Here is a 17,849-nt window from a genome sequence, read left to right as displayed (position 1 = left end):
TGAACATGAAAATCAAGACTGATCTGATCTCGCGCGCGAGCGCAACCCTGGGCAAGAAGCAGCTGATCGCGATCGCTGTGCTGATCGCATTGGGAGGCATTGGTGGCGTTGCCATCATGAGCTCCGGCTCCGGCAAATCGGGCGCCCCAGAAGCCCATGGCCATGGACACGACGAGGCCAAAGGCCACGGCGACGGGGAGCACCATGGCGAATCCAAAGGTGGCGATGGTCACAAGCACGCTGAAGGCCACGGCGACAACGAGCACCATGAGGAAGGCGCAAAAGGCCCCAACGGTGGTCAGACGCTTACCGACGGTGACTTCGGGCTAGAGGTCCTGCTGGCTGAGCAAGGTGGGGCACCCCGGATGAAGCTGTGGCTTTCCAAGAAGGGCAAGGCCTTGGCAGCGGACAAGGTGAAGGTGACGGCTGAGCTGACGCGACCGGGCGGCGATGTCGAGAAGATCACCTTCAAAGCTGACAAAGACGTACTGGTCAGCACGCAAGCCGTCGAAGAACCGCACGCCTTTGAAGGCATGGTCATGGTGCAGGCAGACAAAGAGTCGCTCATCTTCCAGCTGAGTCAGAAGGAAGGCCTGATTGCGATGACGGACACCCAGATCAAGACCGCCAGTGTGGGCGTGGATACATCTGGCCCGGCAACCATTCGTTCGACGTTGCAACTGCCTGGCGAGATCCGCTTCAACGAAGACCGGACTGCGCACGTGGTTCCGCGTGTCGCCGGCGTAGTTGAGAGCTCGCCTGTCGCACTTGGCCAGCAAGTTCGCAAAGGAGAAGTCCTGGCTGTCATCAGCAGCCCGGCCATCTCGGAGCAACGCGCCGAGCTCCAGGCGGCGCAAATGCGCCAGCAGCTTGCCCGCACGACGTACGAGCGTGAGAAGAAGCTCTGGGAAGAGAAGATCTCGCCTCAACAGGACGTATTGCAGGCAGAACAGGCGCTGCGCGAGACAGAAATCGCCGTGGCCAATGTTCGCCAAAAGCTGCAGGCTGTCGGCGCCAGCGCCATTGCCAGCGCCGGCGGGTTGAACCGTTATGAGCTTCGTGCGCCATTTGACGGGATCGTTATCGAGAAGCACATCGCCTTGGGCGAACAGGTTCGAGAAGACACCAACGTCTTCACCATCTCTGATCTGCGCACGGTCTGGGCTCAGATCAACGTTCCAGCCAAAGATCTGCCTCTGGTCCGCGTAGGCGAGAAGGTGACGATTCGGTCAACCTCGTTCGATCAGTCCGCGACCGGGACGGTGGCTTACGTCGGCTCCCTCATCGGAGAACAGACCCGAACCGCACAGGCACGTGTCACCGTCAAGAATCCCAAGGCCATCTGGCGCCCTGGGCTCTTCGTCAATGTCGAGCTCCTGGCCAGCGAAGCGTCCGTTCCGGTCACCGTGGCCAGCGATGCGATCCAGACCATGGAAAACAAGACGGTGGTGTTCTTGCGCACGCCCACCGGCTTCATTCCGCAGCCCGTGCAAGTGGGCCGTAGCGACGGCAAGCGCGTGGAAATCGTCAAAGGCCTGCAGCCTGGCGCCAAGTACGCCAGCACGGGCAGCTTTGTCGTGAAAGCGGAGGCCGGCAAGGGCTCTGCAAGCCACTCGCACTAATCAGGATGCAGAACCATGTTTGAACGCATTATTCGTTTTGCAATTGATAACCGATGGCTCATGATGCTGGCCGTCCTGGGCATGGCCGCCTTGGGCGTCTTCAGCTACCAGCGCTTGTCGATCGACGCTGTGCCGGACATCACCAATGTCCAGGTGCAGATCAACACACAGGCACCAGGCTACTCCCCACTGGAGACAGAGCAACGGGTGACATTTCCCATCGAAACCGTGATGGCGGGTTTGCCCGGTCTGCAGCAGACGCGCTCCCTGTCGCGGTACGGTCTGTCGCAGGTGACCGTGGTGTTCCAGGACGGCACGGACATTTACTTCGCACGGCAGCTGGTCAACGAGCGTATCCAGAGTGCTCGCGACAGCCTTCCGCAAGGTGTCACGCCTGCCATCGGTCCTATCTCCACCGGTTTGGGGGAGATCTACCAGTGGACAGTCGAGTCACAGGACGGCGCCAAGAAGCCTGATGGGAACCCCTATACGCCTACCGATTTGCGCGAAATCCAGGACTGGATCATCAAGCCGCAGCTGCGCAATGTGCCTGGCGTCACTGAAATCAACACGATCGGTGGCTTCTCCAAGGAGTACCACATCGCGCCGGATCCCATCAAGCTCTCAGCTTATGGGTTGACCTTGGTCGATCTTGTCGGCGCGCTGGAGCGAAACAACGCGAACGTCGGTGCAGGCTATATCGAGCGTCGTGGTGAGCAGTACCTGATTCGGGCGCCCAGCCAGGTCCGTTCGATGGAGGACATCCGTAACGTTGTCCTGCGAAACGAACGTGGTGTTCCTGTCCGTGTCCGTGACGTCGCTGTCGTGGAGATCGGTCGGGAGCTCCGCACCGGTGCGGCGACAGACAACGGGCGTGAGGTGGTTCTTGGGACCGTCTTCATGCTGATCGGTGAAAACAGCCGCAAGGTGTCGCAGGCCGCCGACAAGAAGATGGTCGAGATCAACCGCAATCTGCCCGATGGGGTACATGCGGTGACGGTTTATAACCGGACCATCCTGGTCGACAAGGCCATCAATACCGTCAAGAAGAACCTTCTTGAAGGCGCTATCCTGGTGATCGCCATCCTGTTCCTGTTCCTTGGGAACATGCGGGCCGCCATTCTGACCGCCATGGTGATCCCACTGTCGATGCTCTTCACCTTCACAGGGATGGTCCAGCAGAAGGTCAGTGCCAACCTGATGAGTCTGGGGGCCCTGGACTTCGGCATCATCATTGACGGCGCCGTCGTGATCGTCGAGAACTGCGTTCGCAGACTCGCCCATGCCCAGGAAGTCGCGGGGCGTAAGCTGACACGGGAAGAGCGCTTCAATGAGGTCTTCCTGGCGTCCCAGGAGGCGCGACGCCCTCTTCTGTTCGGTCAGCTGATCATCATGATCGTGTACCTGCCGATCTTCGCCTTGGCCGGCGTAGAAGGAAAGATGTTCCACCCGATGGCCTTCACTGTCGTGATTGCCCTGGTCGGCGCCATGATTCTTTCGATCACCTTCATTCCCGCTGCCGTTGCACTTTTCATCGGCGACAAAGTGGCCGAGAAAGAAAACCGGGTTATGGCCTGGGCGCGCAAAGTCTACGAGCCCCTGCTGGACCGTGTGATGGACGCCAAACCCTTGGTGCTGACCTTTGCCGCGGTAACTGTTGTCCTGTCTGGGCTGCTTGCAACCCGACTTGGGAGTGAGTTTGTCCCTAGCCTGAATGAGGGTGACTTTGCAGTCCAAGCGCTGCGCATTCCCGGGACCAGTCTGACGCAATCGGTCGCTATGCAGCGGCAGCTGGAATCCACGCTGAAGGCCGAATTCCCGGAGATCGAGCGTGTGTTCGCCAGAACAGGTACTGCCGAGATCGCGGCGGATCCTATGCCGCCCAACATCTCGGACAGCTACGTGATGCTCAAGCCGGTGTCTGAGTGGCCCGAGCCGCGTAAAACCCGCGATGAGCTGATTGCAGCGGTCAAGGCTGAGGTTGCCAAGATGCCTGGTCAGAACTACGAGTTCTCCCAACCCATCCAGCTCCGCTTCAATGAGCTGATTTCGGGTGTCCGCGCGGACGTAGCCGTCAAGGTGTTCGGCGATGACATGGACGTCCTCAATGAATCGGCCCAGAAGATCTCTGTGCTGCTGCAGGGCATCCGCGGCGCTTCCGAAGTCAACGTCGAGCAGACCACGGGTTTGCCCATGCTTACGGTGAACATCGACCGCGAGAAGACGGCCCGGTACGGCCTCAATGTGCAGGACGTCCAGGACACCCTTGCGACAGCCATTGGCGGTCGTGAAGCGGGACTGCTGTTCGAAGGCGATCGACGCTTTGACATTCTGGTCCGCCTTCCTGAGAACCTGCGCTCTGACGAGGAGGCGATCAAACGCCTGCCGATTGCTTTGCCCAGAAACGGTGAGTCTGCCCAGAGGTTCATCCCGCTGAGTGAAGTCGCCACTCTTTCATTGGCGCCGGGTCCGAACCAGGTGAGCCGTGAGGACGGCAAGCGCCGGGTGGTGGTCAGCACCAACGTCAGTGACCGCGATATCGGTTCATTTGTGGCCGAAGCGGAAGAGCTGATCCAGCAGCAAATCAAGCTTCCCAGTGGCTACTGGATGAAATGGGGCGGTCAATTCGAGAACCTGCAGTCCGCAACTCAGCGCCTCAAGGTGGTTGTCCCTGTTTCGCTGCTGCTGGTGTTCACGCTGCTGTTTGTCATGTTCGGCAACGCCAAAGACGGCTTGCTGGTGTTCACCGGTATTCCGTTTGCCTTGACCGGCGGGATCATCGCTCTGTGGCTACGAGATATTCCTCTGTCTATCTCGGCTGCGGTGGGATTCATTGCGCTGTGCGGCGTCGCGGTGCTCAACGGCCTGGTGATGCTGTCGTTCATCCGGAATCTGCGTGAAGAAGGATGGCGACTCGATCCAGCTGTTCGGGAAGGAGCCTTGACGCGACTTCGCCCGGTCCTGATGACCGCGCTGGTGGCCTCCCTTGGCTTTGTCCCGATGGCCATTGCGACCGGGACCGGCGCCGAAGTCCAGCGCCCCCTGGCGACAGTGGTGATCGGCGGGATCCTCTCCTCGACGGCATTGACCCTGCTGGTTCTGCCCGCGCTCTACCAGTTGGCGCACCGACGAGACAAAGAGCCGGTCGCCAGTCCTGAACGTACGGTGTCCACCTAGGCCGCAAGCAATAGATCAGACCGCGCAGCGAGCCTGTCAGCAGCTGCGCGGCCCGTCTCGACCATCCCCAACGAAGTTAATCAACCCACCGAAAGGAAATGACATGAAAAATCATCTTATGCTGGTCAGTGCCGGTCTTTTCGCCTGGTCGTCGGCCACATTGGCCGCGACCGATGATCACAAGGGCCACGATCACGGCCCGAAAACGGCAAGCCATGCGCATGCGGAAAAGCCGATCCACGGCGGTGTGGTCAGCGTCGTCAAAGACGTGAACTATGAGCTGGTTGCCAAGGCCGACTCGATCTCCCTGTATGTGACTGACCATGGAAAGGCCATCGAACTGGTGGGCGGAACGGCAAAGCTGACGATCCTGTCTGGCGCTGAGCGCTCCGATGTGACCCTGACTCCTGCCGGCGAGCGCTTTGAAGCCAAGGGCAATTTCAAGCTTGGCGCTGGAGCGAAAGTCGCAGCCCAAGTCAGCCTGCCAGGCAAGGCTGCTGTCGCAGTTCGTTTTACCCTGAAGTAATGCTGAGGCCGGGCGCCACAAGGCGCCCGGTACACGCATGCATTTCAAACCAGATGTGCTTGAGTCAGAGTTCGCGGTGGTCTATAGAACGCTTGCGATCGCTGTCCTCGGAGTCATAGCCGCCTACTGTATCTACCAGTGGTATTTGGAGCGGCGTCGACGTGACGAACGACGTTCGCACCGACGAGTCCGCAAAAAAAGAAGACGGTGATTGATGAGGTATCTGGCAGATATGAGATCTCTGATCACAGTGCGTTTGAAGCTCAAATAAATGAAGCTACTAGTTGTTGAAGATGAGGCGAAACTCGCTGCCTATCTGCACAAAGGTCTGAGTGAAGAAGGCTTTGTCGTCGATGTGGCGAACAACGGCCTGGATGGCCTGCATCTCTCTGTCGAATCTGACTACGACGCAGTCTTGCTGGACAGGATGCTTCCAGGCCTTGACGGATTGGCGCTCCTTGCTGCACTCAGGCGCGTGAAATCCACGCCCGTGCTGATGCTGTCGGCCCGGCAACAAACGGATGATCGAGTCGAAGGATTGCGTGCCGGTGCAGACGACTACCTGGTCAAGCCCTTTGCATTCTCTGAATTGGTGGCCCGAGTTCACGCTCTGCTGCGTCGAACGCAAACGGTGCAAACCAGCGGTGCTGAGACAACACTGAAGCTTGGGGAGCTTGAGCTGGATTTGCTCCGCCGAAAAGCGAAACGAGCACACCGTCCACTAGATCTGACGACAAAAGAGATTCAGCTTCTGGAGCTTTTGCTTCGTCGCTCAGGAGAGGTTCTGTCACGTACAGAGATTGCCGAACGGGTCTGGGATATGCATTTCGACAGCGGCACCAACGTGATTGATGTTGCAGTTCGTCGACTCAGAAGCAAGCTGGATGCGCCCTTCGAGCGGCCCATGCTCCATACGGTTCGCGGCTTCGGCTATATCCTGGAGGAGAGAGACGCATGAGTACCTCTTCCGTATCCCTGGGACGCAGGCTGGGGAATGGCCTGGCACTGCAAAGTTTTGCCGTTCTTGCCATCGTCTGTCTTGCCGTTTATGGTTGGACCTACCTGGGCTACAGATCCCAACGTAGCGACTCGCTGGAGCGTCAGAAAATCCAGCTGGAGCATCTGTTTTCTGAGGCTCGGGAAGACCGATCCGAGCAACTGCTGAGGCACAAGCTGGATGACATGCTGGTGGGGAACAACCAGTTGGCGATCGAGATTCTCAAAGAGGACAAGACGCCGTACTTTCAGCGTCGAATGGCGATTCTGGACGCGTCTGGGGAGATGCTTCAATTTTCACTTCCATCGCCAGGACAGGATGGCATTCTCTGGGACATCCGTCTCAGCCTCGATACGAAGTCGGAAGTCCTTGTGCTGAAGAAGCTCGCTGTGTCGTTGATGGCGGCCGCGATGGTTGGGGCGCTTTTGATATCGGTCGGTGGCTATGTTCTGGTCCGACGGGGCCTGCGGCCGTTGCGGAACCTGATCGAACAAACGCGCTCGCTCTCGATGGAGATCAGGGACCAGCGGCTGGATGGTACTGGCCAGCCGGCTGAAGTGGAGCCGCTGGTGTCGCACTTCAATGAGTCGCTGGACCGGCTACATCGCGCGTATGACCAGCTCGCGTCATTCAACGCGGACGTTGCCCATGAGTTGGCCACTCCCTTGACAACACTCATCGGAAGCACTGAAATCGTCCTGCGAAAGCAACGAAACACAAACGAACTACGCCAGGTACTGGAGTGCAATCTGGAGGAGTTTCAGCGGCTGACACGGATCGTCCAGGACATGCTGTTTCTGGCTCGTGCCGACCACGGGGCATCTGCACGTCGAAAACCACAACAGAACCTGACTGCACTCATGCACAGAGTATCGGCATTTCACGAGGCTGAGATGGAGGATCGGCAGCTATCGGTGGTCGTCAGAGGGGGAGCATCGATTGCGATGGATACCGCATTGGTAGAGCGGGCCTTGTCGAATCTGCTGTCGAATGCGATCCGCTATGCGACACCCAAGTCCGAAATTCAGATGGTCGCAGAGATCAACAGCAGTGAAGCGACAGTTCAGGTTGAGAACTTCGGGGAGCAGATTCCCCCGGAAAGACAGAGTCAGATATTCGACCGGTTCTATCGCTCTGATGCGTCCAGGTCAGACGCCCATTTGCATCATGGGTTGGGCTTGTCGATCGTGGCCGCCATTGCGCGCATGCATGGCGGCCGAACCTTTGTTCAGTCTACAAGCCAGAAGACTGTCATTGGGCTCACCCTGAGAATCCCAGCGCGTGAAGTGGCTCATTCCGAGAATTCAGTTCAACAAACTCTTGCATACAACATCAAGGAAGAGTGAATCATGACCAATCTACAGAAGATCTCTATTGAGATTCCGGTCTTACTGTCGAATGTTCCTGACCATCAGGACAGCTGCGTCCAGCGACTGATTGCCCTCCTGCAGGCCAAGCCAGGAATTGACAACGTACACGTCAAACTGGAGTCAGGCGAGGCGCTGCTGTGCATTCACTATGACCCCGAACAGCAGTCACTTCAGCGAGTGAGGGAGCTTGCGGAAAGCGTCGGGGCAACCGTCACCCAAAGGTTTGGCCATAGCCTGATGGAAGCCGAACCCATGCATGCTCGCGTTGCCCGACGACTGAGCGACGAATTGCGGGAAATTCCCGGCGTGGTCGAAGCAGAAGTCGCGCCGTCCGGTACGGCTCGAATCGAATATGACCGTGATGTTGTGAGCGAAGATGCCCTATCCAGTCGGCTAGGTCGGCTTGGGTTCAGCCCAATCAGCCCATCTGTGAGCTCAGGCGCTGGTCACGCGTCGCCCGCGATGGGAGATCACGACCATGACCACGATCATGAACACGGAAAGTCTGAAGAGAAGGATCAGAACCACTCCCACGGCGGCTTGTTTGGTGCGAACTCCGAGCTGATTTTCTCGCTGCTCTGTGGAGCATTGGTTCTGCTGGGCTGGTTTTTGCAGCGCCAGCAGCTGATCAACGAGACAACTGCGACAGGGATCTTCATTGTGGCTTACCTCTTCGGGGGGTACTACACCCTACAGGAGGCAATTGAAAACCTGAAAATCCGCAGGTTTGAGATCGACACATTGATGTTGGTCGCTGCGGCAGGTGCTGCTGCACTGGGCGAGTGGGCGGAAGGGGCCCTCTTGCTGTTCCTCTTCAGCCTGGGGCACTCCCTGGAGCACTATGCGATGGGACGCGCCAAGCGAGCCATCGAAGCCTTGGCAAAGCTGGCACCTGAGACGGCCCTGGTGATCAAGGGCGATCAGATTGTTGAGGTCTCCGTGACCGAGCTTAATCCTGGCGACTTGCTCCAGGTCAAACCCAATGAGCGGTTACCGGCTGACGGTATCGTCGTCTCTGGTTTTAGCAGCGTCAATCAGGCACCGGTCACAGGCGAGAGTGTCCCGGTCGACAAACAACCGGTCCAGAACCCACAGACGGCCTTGGCGATATACGACAAGCTGGAGGCCCAACACAGAGTCTTCGCCGGCACGATCAATGGCTCAGGCGCACTGACCGTGATGGTGGCACGTCGAGCCAGCGAATCCACGATGGCGCGTGTCGTCCGGATGGTGACTGAGGCACAGACTCAGCGCTCGCCCACACAGAATTTCACCGAGAAATTCGAGAGAGTCTTTGTTCCTGCTGTCCTGGTCCTGGTCGTGATTCTGCTGGGTGCTGGCCTGGTCATTGATGAGCCATTCAGCGCAAGCTTCTACCGGGCCATGGCAGTCCTGGTCGCGGCCAGCCCATGTGCCTTGGCGATATCGGTTCCCAGTGCGGTCCTGAGTGGTGTCGCTCGAGCTGCGCGCAGCGGTGTGCTGATCAAGGGTGGCGCACCCCTTGAGAACCTTGGGACGCTCACTGCCATTGCTTTTGACAAGACTGGCACCCTCACTGAGGGAAAGCCTCGCCTGATTGATGCATTCCCAACCAAGTCAGCCACGGAGGCAGAGCTCTTAGCTGTCGCCCTGGCGGTTGAGAAGCACAGCGACCATCCTATCGCCTCCGCCATCGTCGAAGGAGCATCTACCCGGCTTGGCGCCGAGCATCAACCGCTGGAGGTGCTGGAGGTCACAAGCATCACCGGGCGAGGCATCCAGGCACAGATCGGGGGCGAAGCGGTTCATATCGGCAAGGCCACCTTGTTTGACGTAGTGGACGGAGCGCCGTTGTCGGATGAGGTGCGCGAGATCAATAACTTGCTCATCGGAACGGGTCGCACGACCATGATTGTTCGAAAAGGGGCGCGTTACCTGGGCGTTCTGGGGGTGATGGACACGCCGCGGCCGGCAGCTCCGTCAGTGATGCGCGAGCTCCAGTCCTTGGGGATTAAGCGACTCATCATGATCTCCGGGGATAACCAGCAAGTTGCCGATGCTGTTGCAAAGTCGGTTGGACTGACCGAGGCTCAGGGTGACCTGATGCCGGATGACAAGGTCAAAGCCATCCAAACGCTTCGAGGCACTGCAGGCAAGGTCGCAATGGTGGGTGACGGCGTCAATGACGCGCCGGCGATGGCGAACGCCACGGTCGGCATCGCAATGGGCGCCGCGGGCTCTGACGTGGCTTTGGAGGCTGCGGATGTGGCCTTGATGGCGGACGACCTCAGACAGCTTCCGCTGGCTGTAGGCCTGTCCCGTTCAACCAGTCGCGTCATCCGGCAGAACTTGTGGGTCAGTCTGGGCGTCGTTGCCGTTTTGATTCCTGCCACGATCCTTGGGCTCAATATCGGAACGGCGGTGCTGTTCCACGAGGGCTCGACGTTGATCGTGGTTGCCAATGCGCTGCGATTGCTTGCGTTCAAAGGTCGGACCCAGGAGAGCGAAGCGTCTGTTGCTTGAAGCCATGAGGAAGACCTGATCGCCTCTGGCGCCGCAGTAACAATTTGTCATTCAGATGTAATCCAAGCTCATCGCGTTAAAGCCTAGTCTCTCGGCAATCACCCAGCGTGGGTTGCGCTGGGGCCGGATTTGAAAGGTATGTCGATGGGATTCTTCTGCGATTTATGCGGCAGGCAGATCGTCTGATCAAGGGCACATGTCAAGCTCAGCCAAGTTTCTGCCGATCAATGGCGCTGCTGGAGCCGCTGCTACCGATGAGGAGTGGCGCGGCAAGGCTTTGATCCTGCGTGCGCACAGGCAAGCCCTGATTGCGAGCAATATTGCCAATGCGGACACCCCTGGCTACCAGGCCAGGGATTTCGATTTCAGCGACGCCATGCGAGACGCCATGAAGCGGCTGCCGGGTCCGGCGCTCCAGGCGACATCGGCAAAGCATGTCGGAACGACAGCTCCAGCAGTCACAACTCAAAGCACGCTGGACTTTGCTCGCTATGTCGTGCCTTCGCAGCCTAGCTTGGACAACAACTCCGTGGACATGGACAGGGAGCGAGGGGTCTTCATGAAGAACGCCATCCTGTACCAGATGTCCCTCAGCACGTACGAGGATGAATTCAAGGAGTTCAAGCTAGCGGCCTCGGATCCACGGCGTTAGCGCACTGAACACGCACTAGAAATCCATTTCTAACTCCATATCCACATGACAAATATGTAATGCAAATGACCGGCTCCTGCTAGGACGAGATTCATACAGTCCATATGCGCGCTTGATTCGAAGTGCGCAGTTTGAAAAACCACTTTGAAAGGACTTCCTATGAAAACCGCTCGTACCCTCAGCCTGGCCGCCCTGACGCTCGCTGCGATGATCCCGCTGCAAAGCATGGCTTCGCATGAGGTCTTCCGCAACGGTCAATCCCTGTACGGGCAGTCGGCTACCAGCGCCGCACCCGCACGGACCATCGATCTGACGAAGGCTCAAAGCGTCAATGTCCAGTACGGCGAGACCGTGCTCTTCAAGGGCGCCGATGGCAAGCAGTTCTCCTGGACCTTCAATGGCCTGGATCAACGGCTTGTCCAAGTTGCGGAAATCGCCCCGCGTGACTTCAGCGCGGGCCAAGCCACGGTCGTGATCGGCCGCGATCCCCAGATCAGCTACTGATCTATGACGTGCTCGTAGGACTGCCGGCTCTGTCCATGATCATGGACCATGACATGGACAACGGCAGTCCCGAGTCACTCGTCTTGTCAGGAAGGTCGACAGGGCCCCCCATTTTCGGTGCCAGCGCTATTCAGGCATGATTGAGACAACCAGTGCCCCCTTCGGTTCAACGCTAGACTTCACAGATGGCTGCTGGCCATTAGCTATGGTCGTCTCTCCGCTCGTCAGCCTCGCCGTATCGCGTCTGCCAAGCTTCTTCTGTGAGCCCCGACGCTTCCCGGTATATTGTCAACTCACGAGCGTCCAGCACAATCTTGCCGTTGATGGTAAACCGGCCACGTACACCCTTGTACTGGCGCGTACTTACTAGATGATCCATCAGTTTGAGCAGCAGTCCTCGCAGCTCGATTGAGTTCGGGCCGTGCGATGGCTTGGGCAGCTCGGGCTTGATGGCCGCAGTGGCGTCTGATTCCTTTCGGATGAGCCCGTCAATGTCGATGCCCGGCCGCAGGGATTTAAGCAGCGCTCGAAGGCCGTCGTTTTCCCGGGCGACCCAGCGAGCCGTGCTTTCAGTGTCCCGTATGCGGGCTTGGAGGACCGGGTCGCGCACGGTGTCGGCAATGCTTTGGGTGCTGCTGGCCGACCGAGGGGTGGCGGCCTGTTCGGCAACTCTCAAGCGGATGTACTCTCCCAATTGGGAGCCTTGGTTTGCCACCGTGGAATATGCCGGTCCATCGGTTCCGCAGCGGCGGACTACTTCCGCAACCGAGATACGTACCTTGTCTTTTTCCATCCAGTCACAGACCTCTTTGATGAGTCGAATGTTCTCCCGACGCAAGCTGTTGCGAGAACCAGAGACTTCGTCAAAAAGCACGTCCGAGGCGCGCCGCGTCATCTTGTGTGTTGGCTTGGTGGTCATTCTGGTTACTTAGCTTTGAGGCGGCGTTTGGTTTCGACCATGGCTTGGACCGCACCACCGGACAGTAGAGATTTCAAGTCGCCCTGAAGGTTGGGGATACTTTGGAGCTGGGTTTTTCCCTCGAGCAGGGCGGTGGCGTCAAGCGGTGACGCCGTCGCACGCTGCATCAGCTCAATCGTCAGGTTTGCGGCTGCGAGGCGTTGCGAGTCGTCCAGCTTAAAGAACATGGAAGACAGTTCGCGTTCGTCATTAATGGCCAGGAACTTCCCGACTGCCAGTTCTATGTCCTGGTGAGCACTTAGGGCCTCGTCGGTGAAATTGGGCAGGATCTCCGCGCAGGTCGACAAGAAATGCTTGAGTTCGAGCTCGGTCGCTGGCCCATACCCGAAGTTAGCTTCTCCTTTGTCATGCTGCTTGAACAGCACGATGGATTCGGCGCGCTTGGAAGCCTCCTTGGCAGTACGCGCCTCACGGTACGCATCGAGCTTGCCAATTGAACTCTCGTAGAAACGCATCCGGTGCCACCACTCTGTGAGCATGTTGTTGAGCTGCCGCTCTTCGATGTCGTTCTTGCCGCGCAGCAGGTCAGCCAGACCGGCGTCGCCAACGTCTTCGGCATCCATAATCTTTTCGCGGCTGGAGGCCAGAGAGGCCACCTTGTTGCGAATCTTCATGATTAGCTGGTTGCCTTCGATGACTTGGCCGATAAGGAACGCAGGGCCGGTAAGCCAGAAACGACACTGCGGACAGGATGGACCTCGATCGCCAACAGGAACTGGTTCAATGCGGCCCTTGTCGGTCAGACCGCCTTCCTCGCAGCGGGTGCCGGGACAGATGCCAGAATGCCGAACCTGGATGAGGCCGATATTGTCCTGTAAGGCGTCGAAGCCGGTGTAGCTATCCTGGAAGTCAGGATTGGAGAGCAAGAATGGTTTTAACTCTTCAATCTCGCTTTCCAGCAAGCGTGGTAGTGGCCCAAGGCTGTCTCCAGCGCGCTGCTGGGCCTGCGTCATTGCCCGACGCACTGCACCGGGTGTCGGTGCATCGTACCAAAGAGTCATGATGTAAGTGGCGTGGCCAGCCACATACTCTGACACGATGTTCAAGGGCACGCCTCTATCAAGCAGATCAGTGATACCGGAGACTCGCAGGGTATGCAGGTCATGAATGGCTACTGGGTAGGCATCGTTTTCCGTTCCGGGTTTGACCAGTCGAATGCGATGAGCTTCGCTGGTTGAGCGGGCGTTGATTCGGTTTTGTACCTCAAGAGACAGGCGACCCCAAAGCCGCGTCAGCTTCTGTTTCGATACAGGCAATGACTTGTCATGAACACGGTCAGTCACAGCCGGGTCGCGAAACAGGCAGTAGAAGCGGTGCTGTGAATCGATCCATTCTGTTGGAGTGTTGCGATGCCCCTGGGCATCTTCAATAGTCTGTGTGTTCGGGTGTGGCGCGTAGCGCTGTATCCAGTCTCGCTGGTACCTTAGGTGTCGCAACAGATCATCGCTCACCCAAGGAATGGCATACCCATCCTCGCTGGTCTTGTTGACGCTGATCCACATTCCCACAAGTTCGGGATCGGCTGTCAGACCGGACGGCATTACCTGGATAAAGCCCTCTCGCCGTCCAGTTTCCAGGCGACCGTTGATGGGTAGCTGGTTTGGATTAGGGATCATTGTCGCGCTGTCGAAGTCGTAGATGAAGGCATCGCCTTCGCCCGAGTCGAGCAGGCGCCCCTGAAGGCCTCGAAGGGGTAATGACAGCAGCGTATACAAACACAGAGCCGTGCTGGGGCACCAAACGCGTTCCAGTTTCCTGGTGCCTTGATTCACCAGAAAGATCCAGTCCGTGTTCCATTGCTTGGCCCAGCCATAGTCGTCGGCGACGAGTACTTGCCGCATCTCTGCCATGGTGTCCGCGGCGATTGATTTGCGCGTTGTACCTGCTCGGTATTCAACTGCGAAGCGGTCGAATTTAATATCAATTGGGTTTGCGAACCAGGGCGTGTCCCGAGGATGCCCTTGATGTTGGGCGCGTAGCTGATCCTGAACGAAGCTGAAGAACTGACTCATTTCCAAGAGCTTGATGTTTCGCGTGTCAGGACTATCGAAACGGCGACGCAGATTGTTGCGATAGCACGGACTATGGTCGGTATAGTCGTTGATGAGCGCACGCAGTGTTTGTTCAGGCCGCTGTGGTGGCCTCTCTACTTCAGCTAGGAATTGAATGAATTCAATACAGGCTGTTTTGCGAACGACTCCCGATGCCGGCGCATTGGTATTGCTGCGTATAAACGCTGACATTGCATCACCCCAGGCTGTGAGGTGCGGTAAGCCTTCAAGAATTGTGTTCAGTGAAGCAAAGTCATCAAGCGAGACTTCATCGAGTGCGCGAACTAGCGGTGGCTGCCTCGGTGCATCTGGGTGCTGGCTGTTGTGTAGCATCAACATGGCGTTGTATGCGCGTCGCGCATATCCAACTTGTCGATGAGAGTCTTCTCTGCCGTTATCAATCAATTCGAGACAGCGCGAAAAAAGCGCGGTGCTTGATTGGGAAATTGATCGTAGGGTCGAACTGACGACTAGGAATTTCGCATACTTTGACGAAGCCGTTGGGGCCGCGCCACTCCTCATTAGGTCGCTCGTCGCGTTCATGATTGCTTCGACCTCAGGCGGACCAAACATAGGATGAAGATAGCGCTTCGTGTTGCTCCTATGCATGAGAGCGTACATCTCGTTGGTTCCGCTTTCGCCCGATATGAAGGGGAAGAGAATCCATCCTCGCGCAGCGGCCATACCGAGGTATTCAAAGACACGCGGCTGGTGGAAGCCGGGCTTCGGAGTGCCAAGCGTATAGTCTGACTCCGCGATTCCAGAGAAAAGCGTATTGGTCAGGCGTCCAAAAAAGTCCAACGTAGAAGCCGACTTGCCGAGTTCATGTCGAAGATACCTGTAGCCCGTTTGATCAATTTGGGTGTCCTTGTACAAAGCGAGCATCTCGCCTATGCTCGTGGGCTTGAGTGGCTGCACGAGGTCGCGTTGTTCAGCTAAGCTCATGGATTGAACGCGTTCGATGGCTCCCGCAATCATGGATTCGCCCAACAGATTCATAATCGCTGCAGACGGTAGCGTACGAAGTTTCGGGTGCTTGATTTGCAACGCCTGGATATAGCTTTCCCTTCCGTTGGTGGGAGGCTCCAATAACTCAGTCCAGCGACCCTCTAAGCGTTTGATTCCATACTGCTCGATGGATTCCTCCAGATCTTCGCGCGTTGGGCTAGCGATGAGCAGGAACTTCAGTTTGTTAGTGTTCAGGAGGACGGACTTTGCGATGCCATCGGGCGCCGGATACATCTCTGGTGCTGCGTCTGTCAGATATTGATAGGTCATCGGGTTTTTCTTGTGAGAGTCTTCGTGTCGATCTGACCAAACGCAATACTTCCAAGCTTCAAGGTGTGTGGAAGCGGTTCTAGCCTTGCATCTGCAAATCCCTTAGCTACTTCCTCTCGCTCTGCCGCGCTGTGTCCGGTGCGACCCTCGATCTGTGCCAGTGCCTCGGCCCGCTTAAGAGACTTGGCTGCGGTTCCTGGGCTAATGTGGGCGTATACCGCCGTTGATGAAATCTGGACGTGTCCCATCCACTTTTGAATCAAAAGCAAGTCGGCTTTCAATACATCAGCACAGTAAAACCCGTAGAAGTGCCGGAGCGAATGTGGGCCATATCCTTTTAGACTGACACCATGCTTCTTCTCAACCCGCCGGCGCGCAAGGTCGAATTGCTTTTCAACCGCTTTGATGGTCAGCGGCTCGCCGTCTTGCGCAACGAAGTAGTATGGATGACTGCGTTTTGGCACAGCCGCGCGAGCGCCATGCAGGTATTGGCGATGCAGATGCAAGAGGTACTGGCCGCCGTCGCGGATCCAATATATCTCTGAGCTGCGAGAAGCTTCATTATCGAATTTAATTCCCTTCCAGCCTGCGGCACTTCTGTTGGCTCCATGCTCTGTCCGAGGCAGCAAGCCAAACATCGCGCGCAGATACTCACGCCGTTGCCCATTAACAGGGGTGTGAGCCTGATTGGTCCAGGTCATGGGCGAATAGGATGGATGTTTAAGAACGATATGCAGTTCATCCTCACGCGCGGCTACGTCCTGCAGGAACAAGTGAAGCATCTCTGACAGGCGTCTACCGCCATACGCCAACACCCCAAAAAGAAATTTGTCACGCGGGTTCTTAGTCTCATCGATGAGTTTCTGGACAAGGTGCGGTGGAAACGGTTTGTACTGCTTGAGCCCTACGGTCTGTCGCTTACGACCTCCCGTTTTTTTTCGCGATCTGGACTTTGTGTGGAACAGCAGGCTCTTCTCTGCATGGGACAGGCTGATCCAGGACTCGCGGCAGGCCTCGATAAACTGTGCTTCTCCAGTACTCCAGAACGGCGAGCTGGTGTCCATGACGAACTTGACGTAGTCAAAGATAGCGGCACGTGTGGTCAGGTACTGCTGATTGCTGGCTGGTCGCCATCCGAGCACTGTTCCATGATCAAACTCGGTAAGGAAGTCTTCCAGAAAGCTGCGCAGCTTGCCTGGGGTCAGGGCTGGCTCGTTACTAACATGCTTGTAATAGTCGCGCAGCTTGCCGATGGCGACCACTGCCTTCGAGATCGCCTCATAACTAGCGTTGCCCTGGAGCTGCACGTAGCGCGCGAATTTGGCAATACTCGTGGAGATAACCGGATTTGCTAGGTCGTCCAATTCGATCACTACGGGCAGAGTCTGTGCGTCCGCGGCGTCGATGGATAAATGAACTACGGCATGAGTGGTGAGAGGGGCAAGCATGTCCTCAAATCGTAAACCAGTAGGCGGGGATAACTAGCTTGTGGTGCTGGCATTTTTGCTATATCTTTGAACCCATCCTTTCTGACAGGAGAATTTAACTGGTAACTTCTACTTGGTGGGGATATTGCCGTGCCTGCAACCACCGCAAGAGCAGCCGCACCCCCGAACAGGCCGGCATGCCCCTGCTTTACGCTCCCTACATTCCCAGCCTCTGGGAGGACTTCATCCTGCGCAACCGGCGCATCCTGGCCGACCAGATGGAGTTCCTCATGGCGCACGTGCCGCGCTCCTCGCGCCTGTTGATCAACTAGGCGCAAGCGGCCGGGCGTGGTCTTGCATAGCAGACGTCGCCCACCATGCTGCCTCCACGTGTCTTGCGGGTGCTGGTGACCGATGACGATCCGGTCCAGTTGAGGCTTGCCGCGCGTTTGCTGCGTGAACTCGGGCATTCCGGCGCCCTGGCCAACAACGGCCAGATTGCCCTGGACATGCTGGAGCGCCTGCCCTTCGATCTGCTGCTGCTGGATCTGAATATGCCGTTGCACGATGGCATGGCCACGCTGGCCGGCCTGCGTGAGCGCCAGGCCCGTGGGCAGGCGCCCGTCCCCGTCATCCTGGCCAGCAGCAAGGACCTAGCGGCCGACTGGGCCCGTTATCGCGATGCCGGGGCCAGCGGCTACCTGCTCAAACCCCTGGACCTCAAGGCCCTGGAAGCCGCTCTGCTGAAGCTGTGAGCAGACCAT

Annotated in this window: 12 protein-coding genes and 1 pseudogene; 10 read left to right on the top strand and 3 right to left on the bottom strand. The window is 57.5% G+C overall.

Features of this window, described 5'->3' with window-relative positions; genetic code table 11:
• Window positions 1-5: 5 nt before the first annotated feature.
• The 8 genes from AC07NT_RS11925 to AC07NT_RS11890 all read left to right on the top strand — a co-directional run bounded on the left by AC07NT_RS11925 (window position 6) and on the right by AC07NT_RS11890 (window position 11,350).
• Entirely contained in the window at window positions 6-1,622 is a 1,617-nt protein-coding gene (locus AC07NT_RS11925; protein WP_498598822.1) for an efflux RND transporter periplasmic adaptor subunit, read from the top strand.
• Between the two features lie 15 nt (window positions 1,623-1,637).
• Entirely contained in the window at window positions 1,638-4,799 is a 3,162-nt protein-coding gene (locus tag AC07NT_RS11920; protein WP_498598823.1) for a CusA/CzcA family heavy metal efflux RND transporter, read from the top strand.
• Between the two features lie 103 nt (window positions 4,800-4,902).
• A complete protein-coding gene (locus AC07NT_RS11915) occupies window positions 4,903-5,325 on the top strand; it encodes a hypothetical protein (protein WP_498598824.1) in 423 nt (140 codons plus the stop codon).
• A 271-nt stretch (window positions 5,326-5,596) separates the two neighbouring features.
• Window positions 5,597-6,283: a heavy metal response regulator transcription factor gene (locus AC07NT_RS11910; RefSeq protein ID WP_493036796.1), complete on the top strand. Its 687-nt coding sequence runs from the start codon at window positions 5,597-5,599 to the stop codon at window positions 6,281-6,283.
• Entirely contained in the window at window positions 6,280-7,668 is a 1,389-nt protein-coding gene (locus AC07NT_RS11905; protein ID WP_493036794.1) for a heavy metal sensor histidine kinase, read from the top strand. The genes AC07NT_RS11910 and AC07NT_RS11905 overlap by 4 nt, the downstream gene beginning before the upstream one ends.
• Window positions 7,669-7,671: 3 nt before the next feature.
• Window positions 7,672-10,194 carry a heavy metal translocating P-type ATPase gene (locus tag AC07NT_RS11900; RefSeq protein WP_493036792.1) on the top strand — a complete coding sequence of 841 codons (2,523 nt, stop codon included), beginning with the start codon at window positions 7,672-7,674 and terminating at the stop codon, window positions 10,192-10,194.
• 196 nt (window positions 10,195-10,390) lie between these two features.
• The gene (gene flgB, locus AC07NT_RS11895; protein WP_493036790.1) at window positions 10,391-10,846 is read left to right on the top strand and encodes a flagellar basal body rod protein FlgB; all 456 of its coding nucleotides are present in this window, start codon (window positions 10,391-10,393) and stop codon (window positions 10,844-10,846) included.
• A 159-nt stretch (window positions 10,847-11,005) separates the two neighbouring features.
• Window positions 11,006-11,350: a CzcE family metal-binding protein gene (locus AC07NT_RS11890; protein WP_493036788.1), complete on the top strand. Its 345-nt coding sequence runs from the start codon at window positions 11,006-11,008 to the stop codon at window positions 11,348-11,350.
• Between the two features lie 199 nt (window positions 11,351-11,549).
• Here AC07NT_RS11890 and AC07NT_RS11885 read toward each other — a convergent pair whose 3' ends face one another.
• From AC07NT_RS11885 to AC07NT_RS11875, 3 genes are read right to left on the bottom strand one after another with little or no spacing between them, the layout of a single operon-like run.
• Window positions 11,550-12,269, bottom strand: a complete 720-nt coding sequence (locus AC07NT_RS11885) for a hypothetical protein (RefSeq protein ID WP_493036786.1) — start codon at window positions 12,267-12,269, stop codon at window positions 11,550-11,552.
• Window positions 12,270-12,274: 5 nt separating this feature from the next.
• On the bottom strand, window positions 12,275-15,658 hold the full coding sequence (locus tag AC07NT_RS11880; protein ID WP_493036784.1) for a VPA1269 family protein: 3,384 nt from the start codon (window positions 15,656-15,658) through the stop codon (window positions 12,275-12,277).
• Window positions 15,655-17,106 (bottom strand): tyrosine-type recombinase/integrase, encoded by a 1,452-nt coding sequence (locus AC07NT_RS11875; RefSeq protein ID WP_493036782.1) that lies wholly within the window; start codon window positions 17,104-17,106, stop codon window positions 15,655-15,657. Before AC07NT_RS11875 ends, AC07NT_RS11880 begins: the two co-directional genes overlap by 4 nt.
• Before the next feature lie 125 nt (window positions 17,107-17,231).
• Here AC07NT_RS11875 and AC07NT_RS11870 point away from each other — a divergent pair.
• Both AC07NT_RS11870 and AC07NT_RS11865 read left to right on the top strand, forming a co-directional pair.
• Window positions 17,232-17,417 (top strand): annotated as a pseudogene (locus tag AC07NT_RS11870) (HNH endonuclease); the annotation flags it as partial.
• 45 nt (window positions 17,418-17,462) lie between these two features.
• A complete protein-coding gene (locus AC07NT_RS11865) occupies window positions 17,463-17,840 on the top strand; it encodes a response regulator (protein ID WP_498598825.1) in 378 nt (125 codons plus the stop codon).
• Window positions 17,841-17,849 lie beyond the last annotated feature (9 nt).

This window comes from Hylemonella sp. GW821-FHT10B10, from assembly GCF_059415585.1.
The sequence above is the reverse complement of the archived record's forward strand: the minus strand, read 5'-3'. Positions and strand labels throughout refer to the sequence as shown.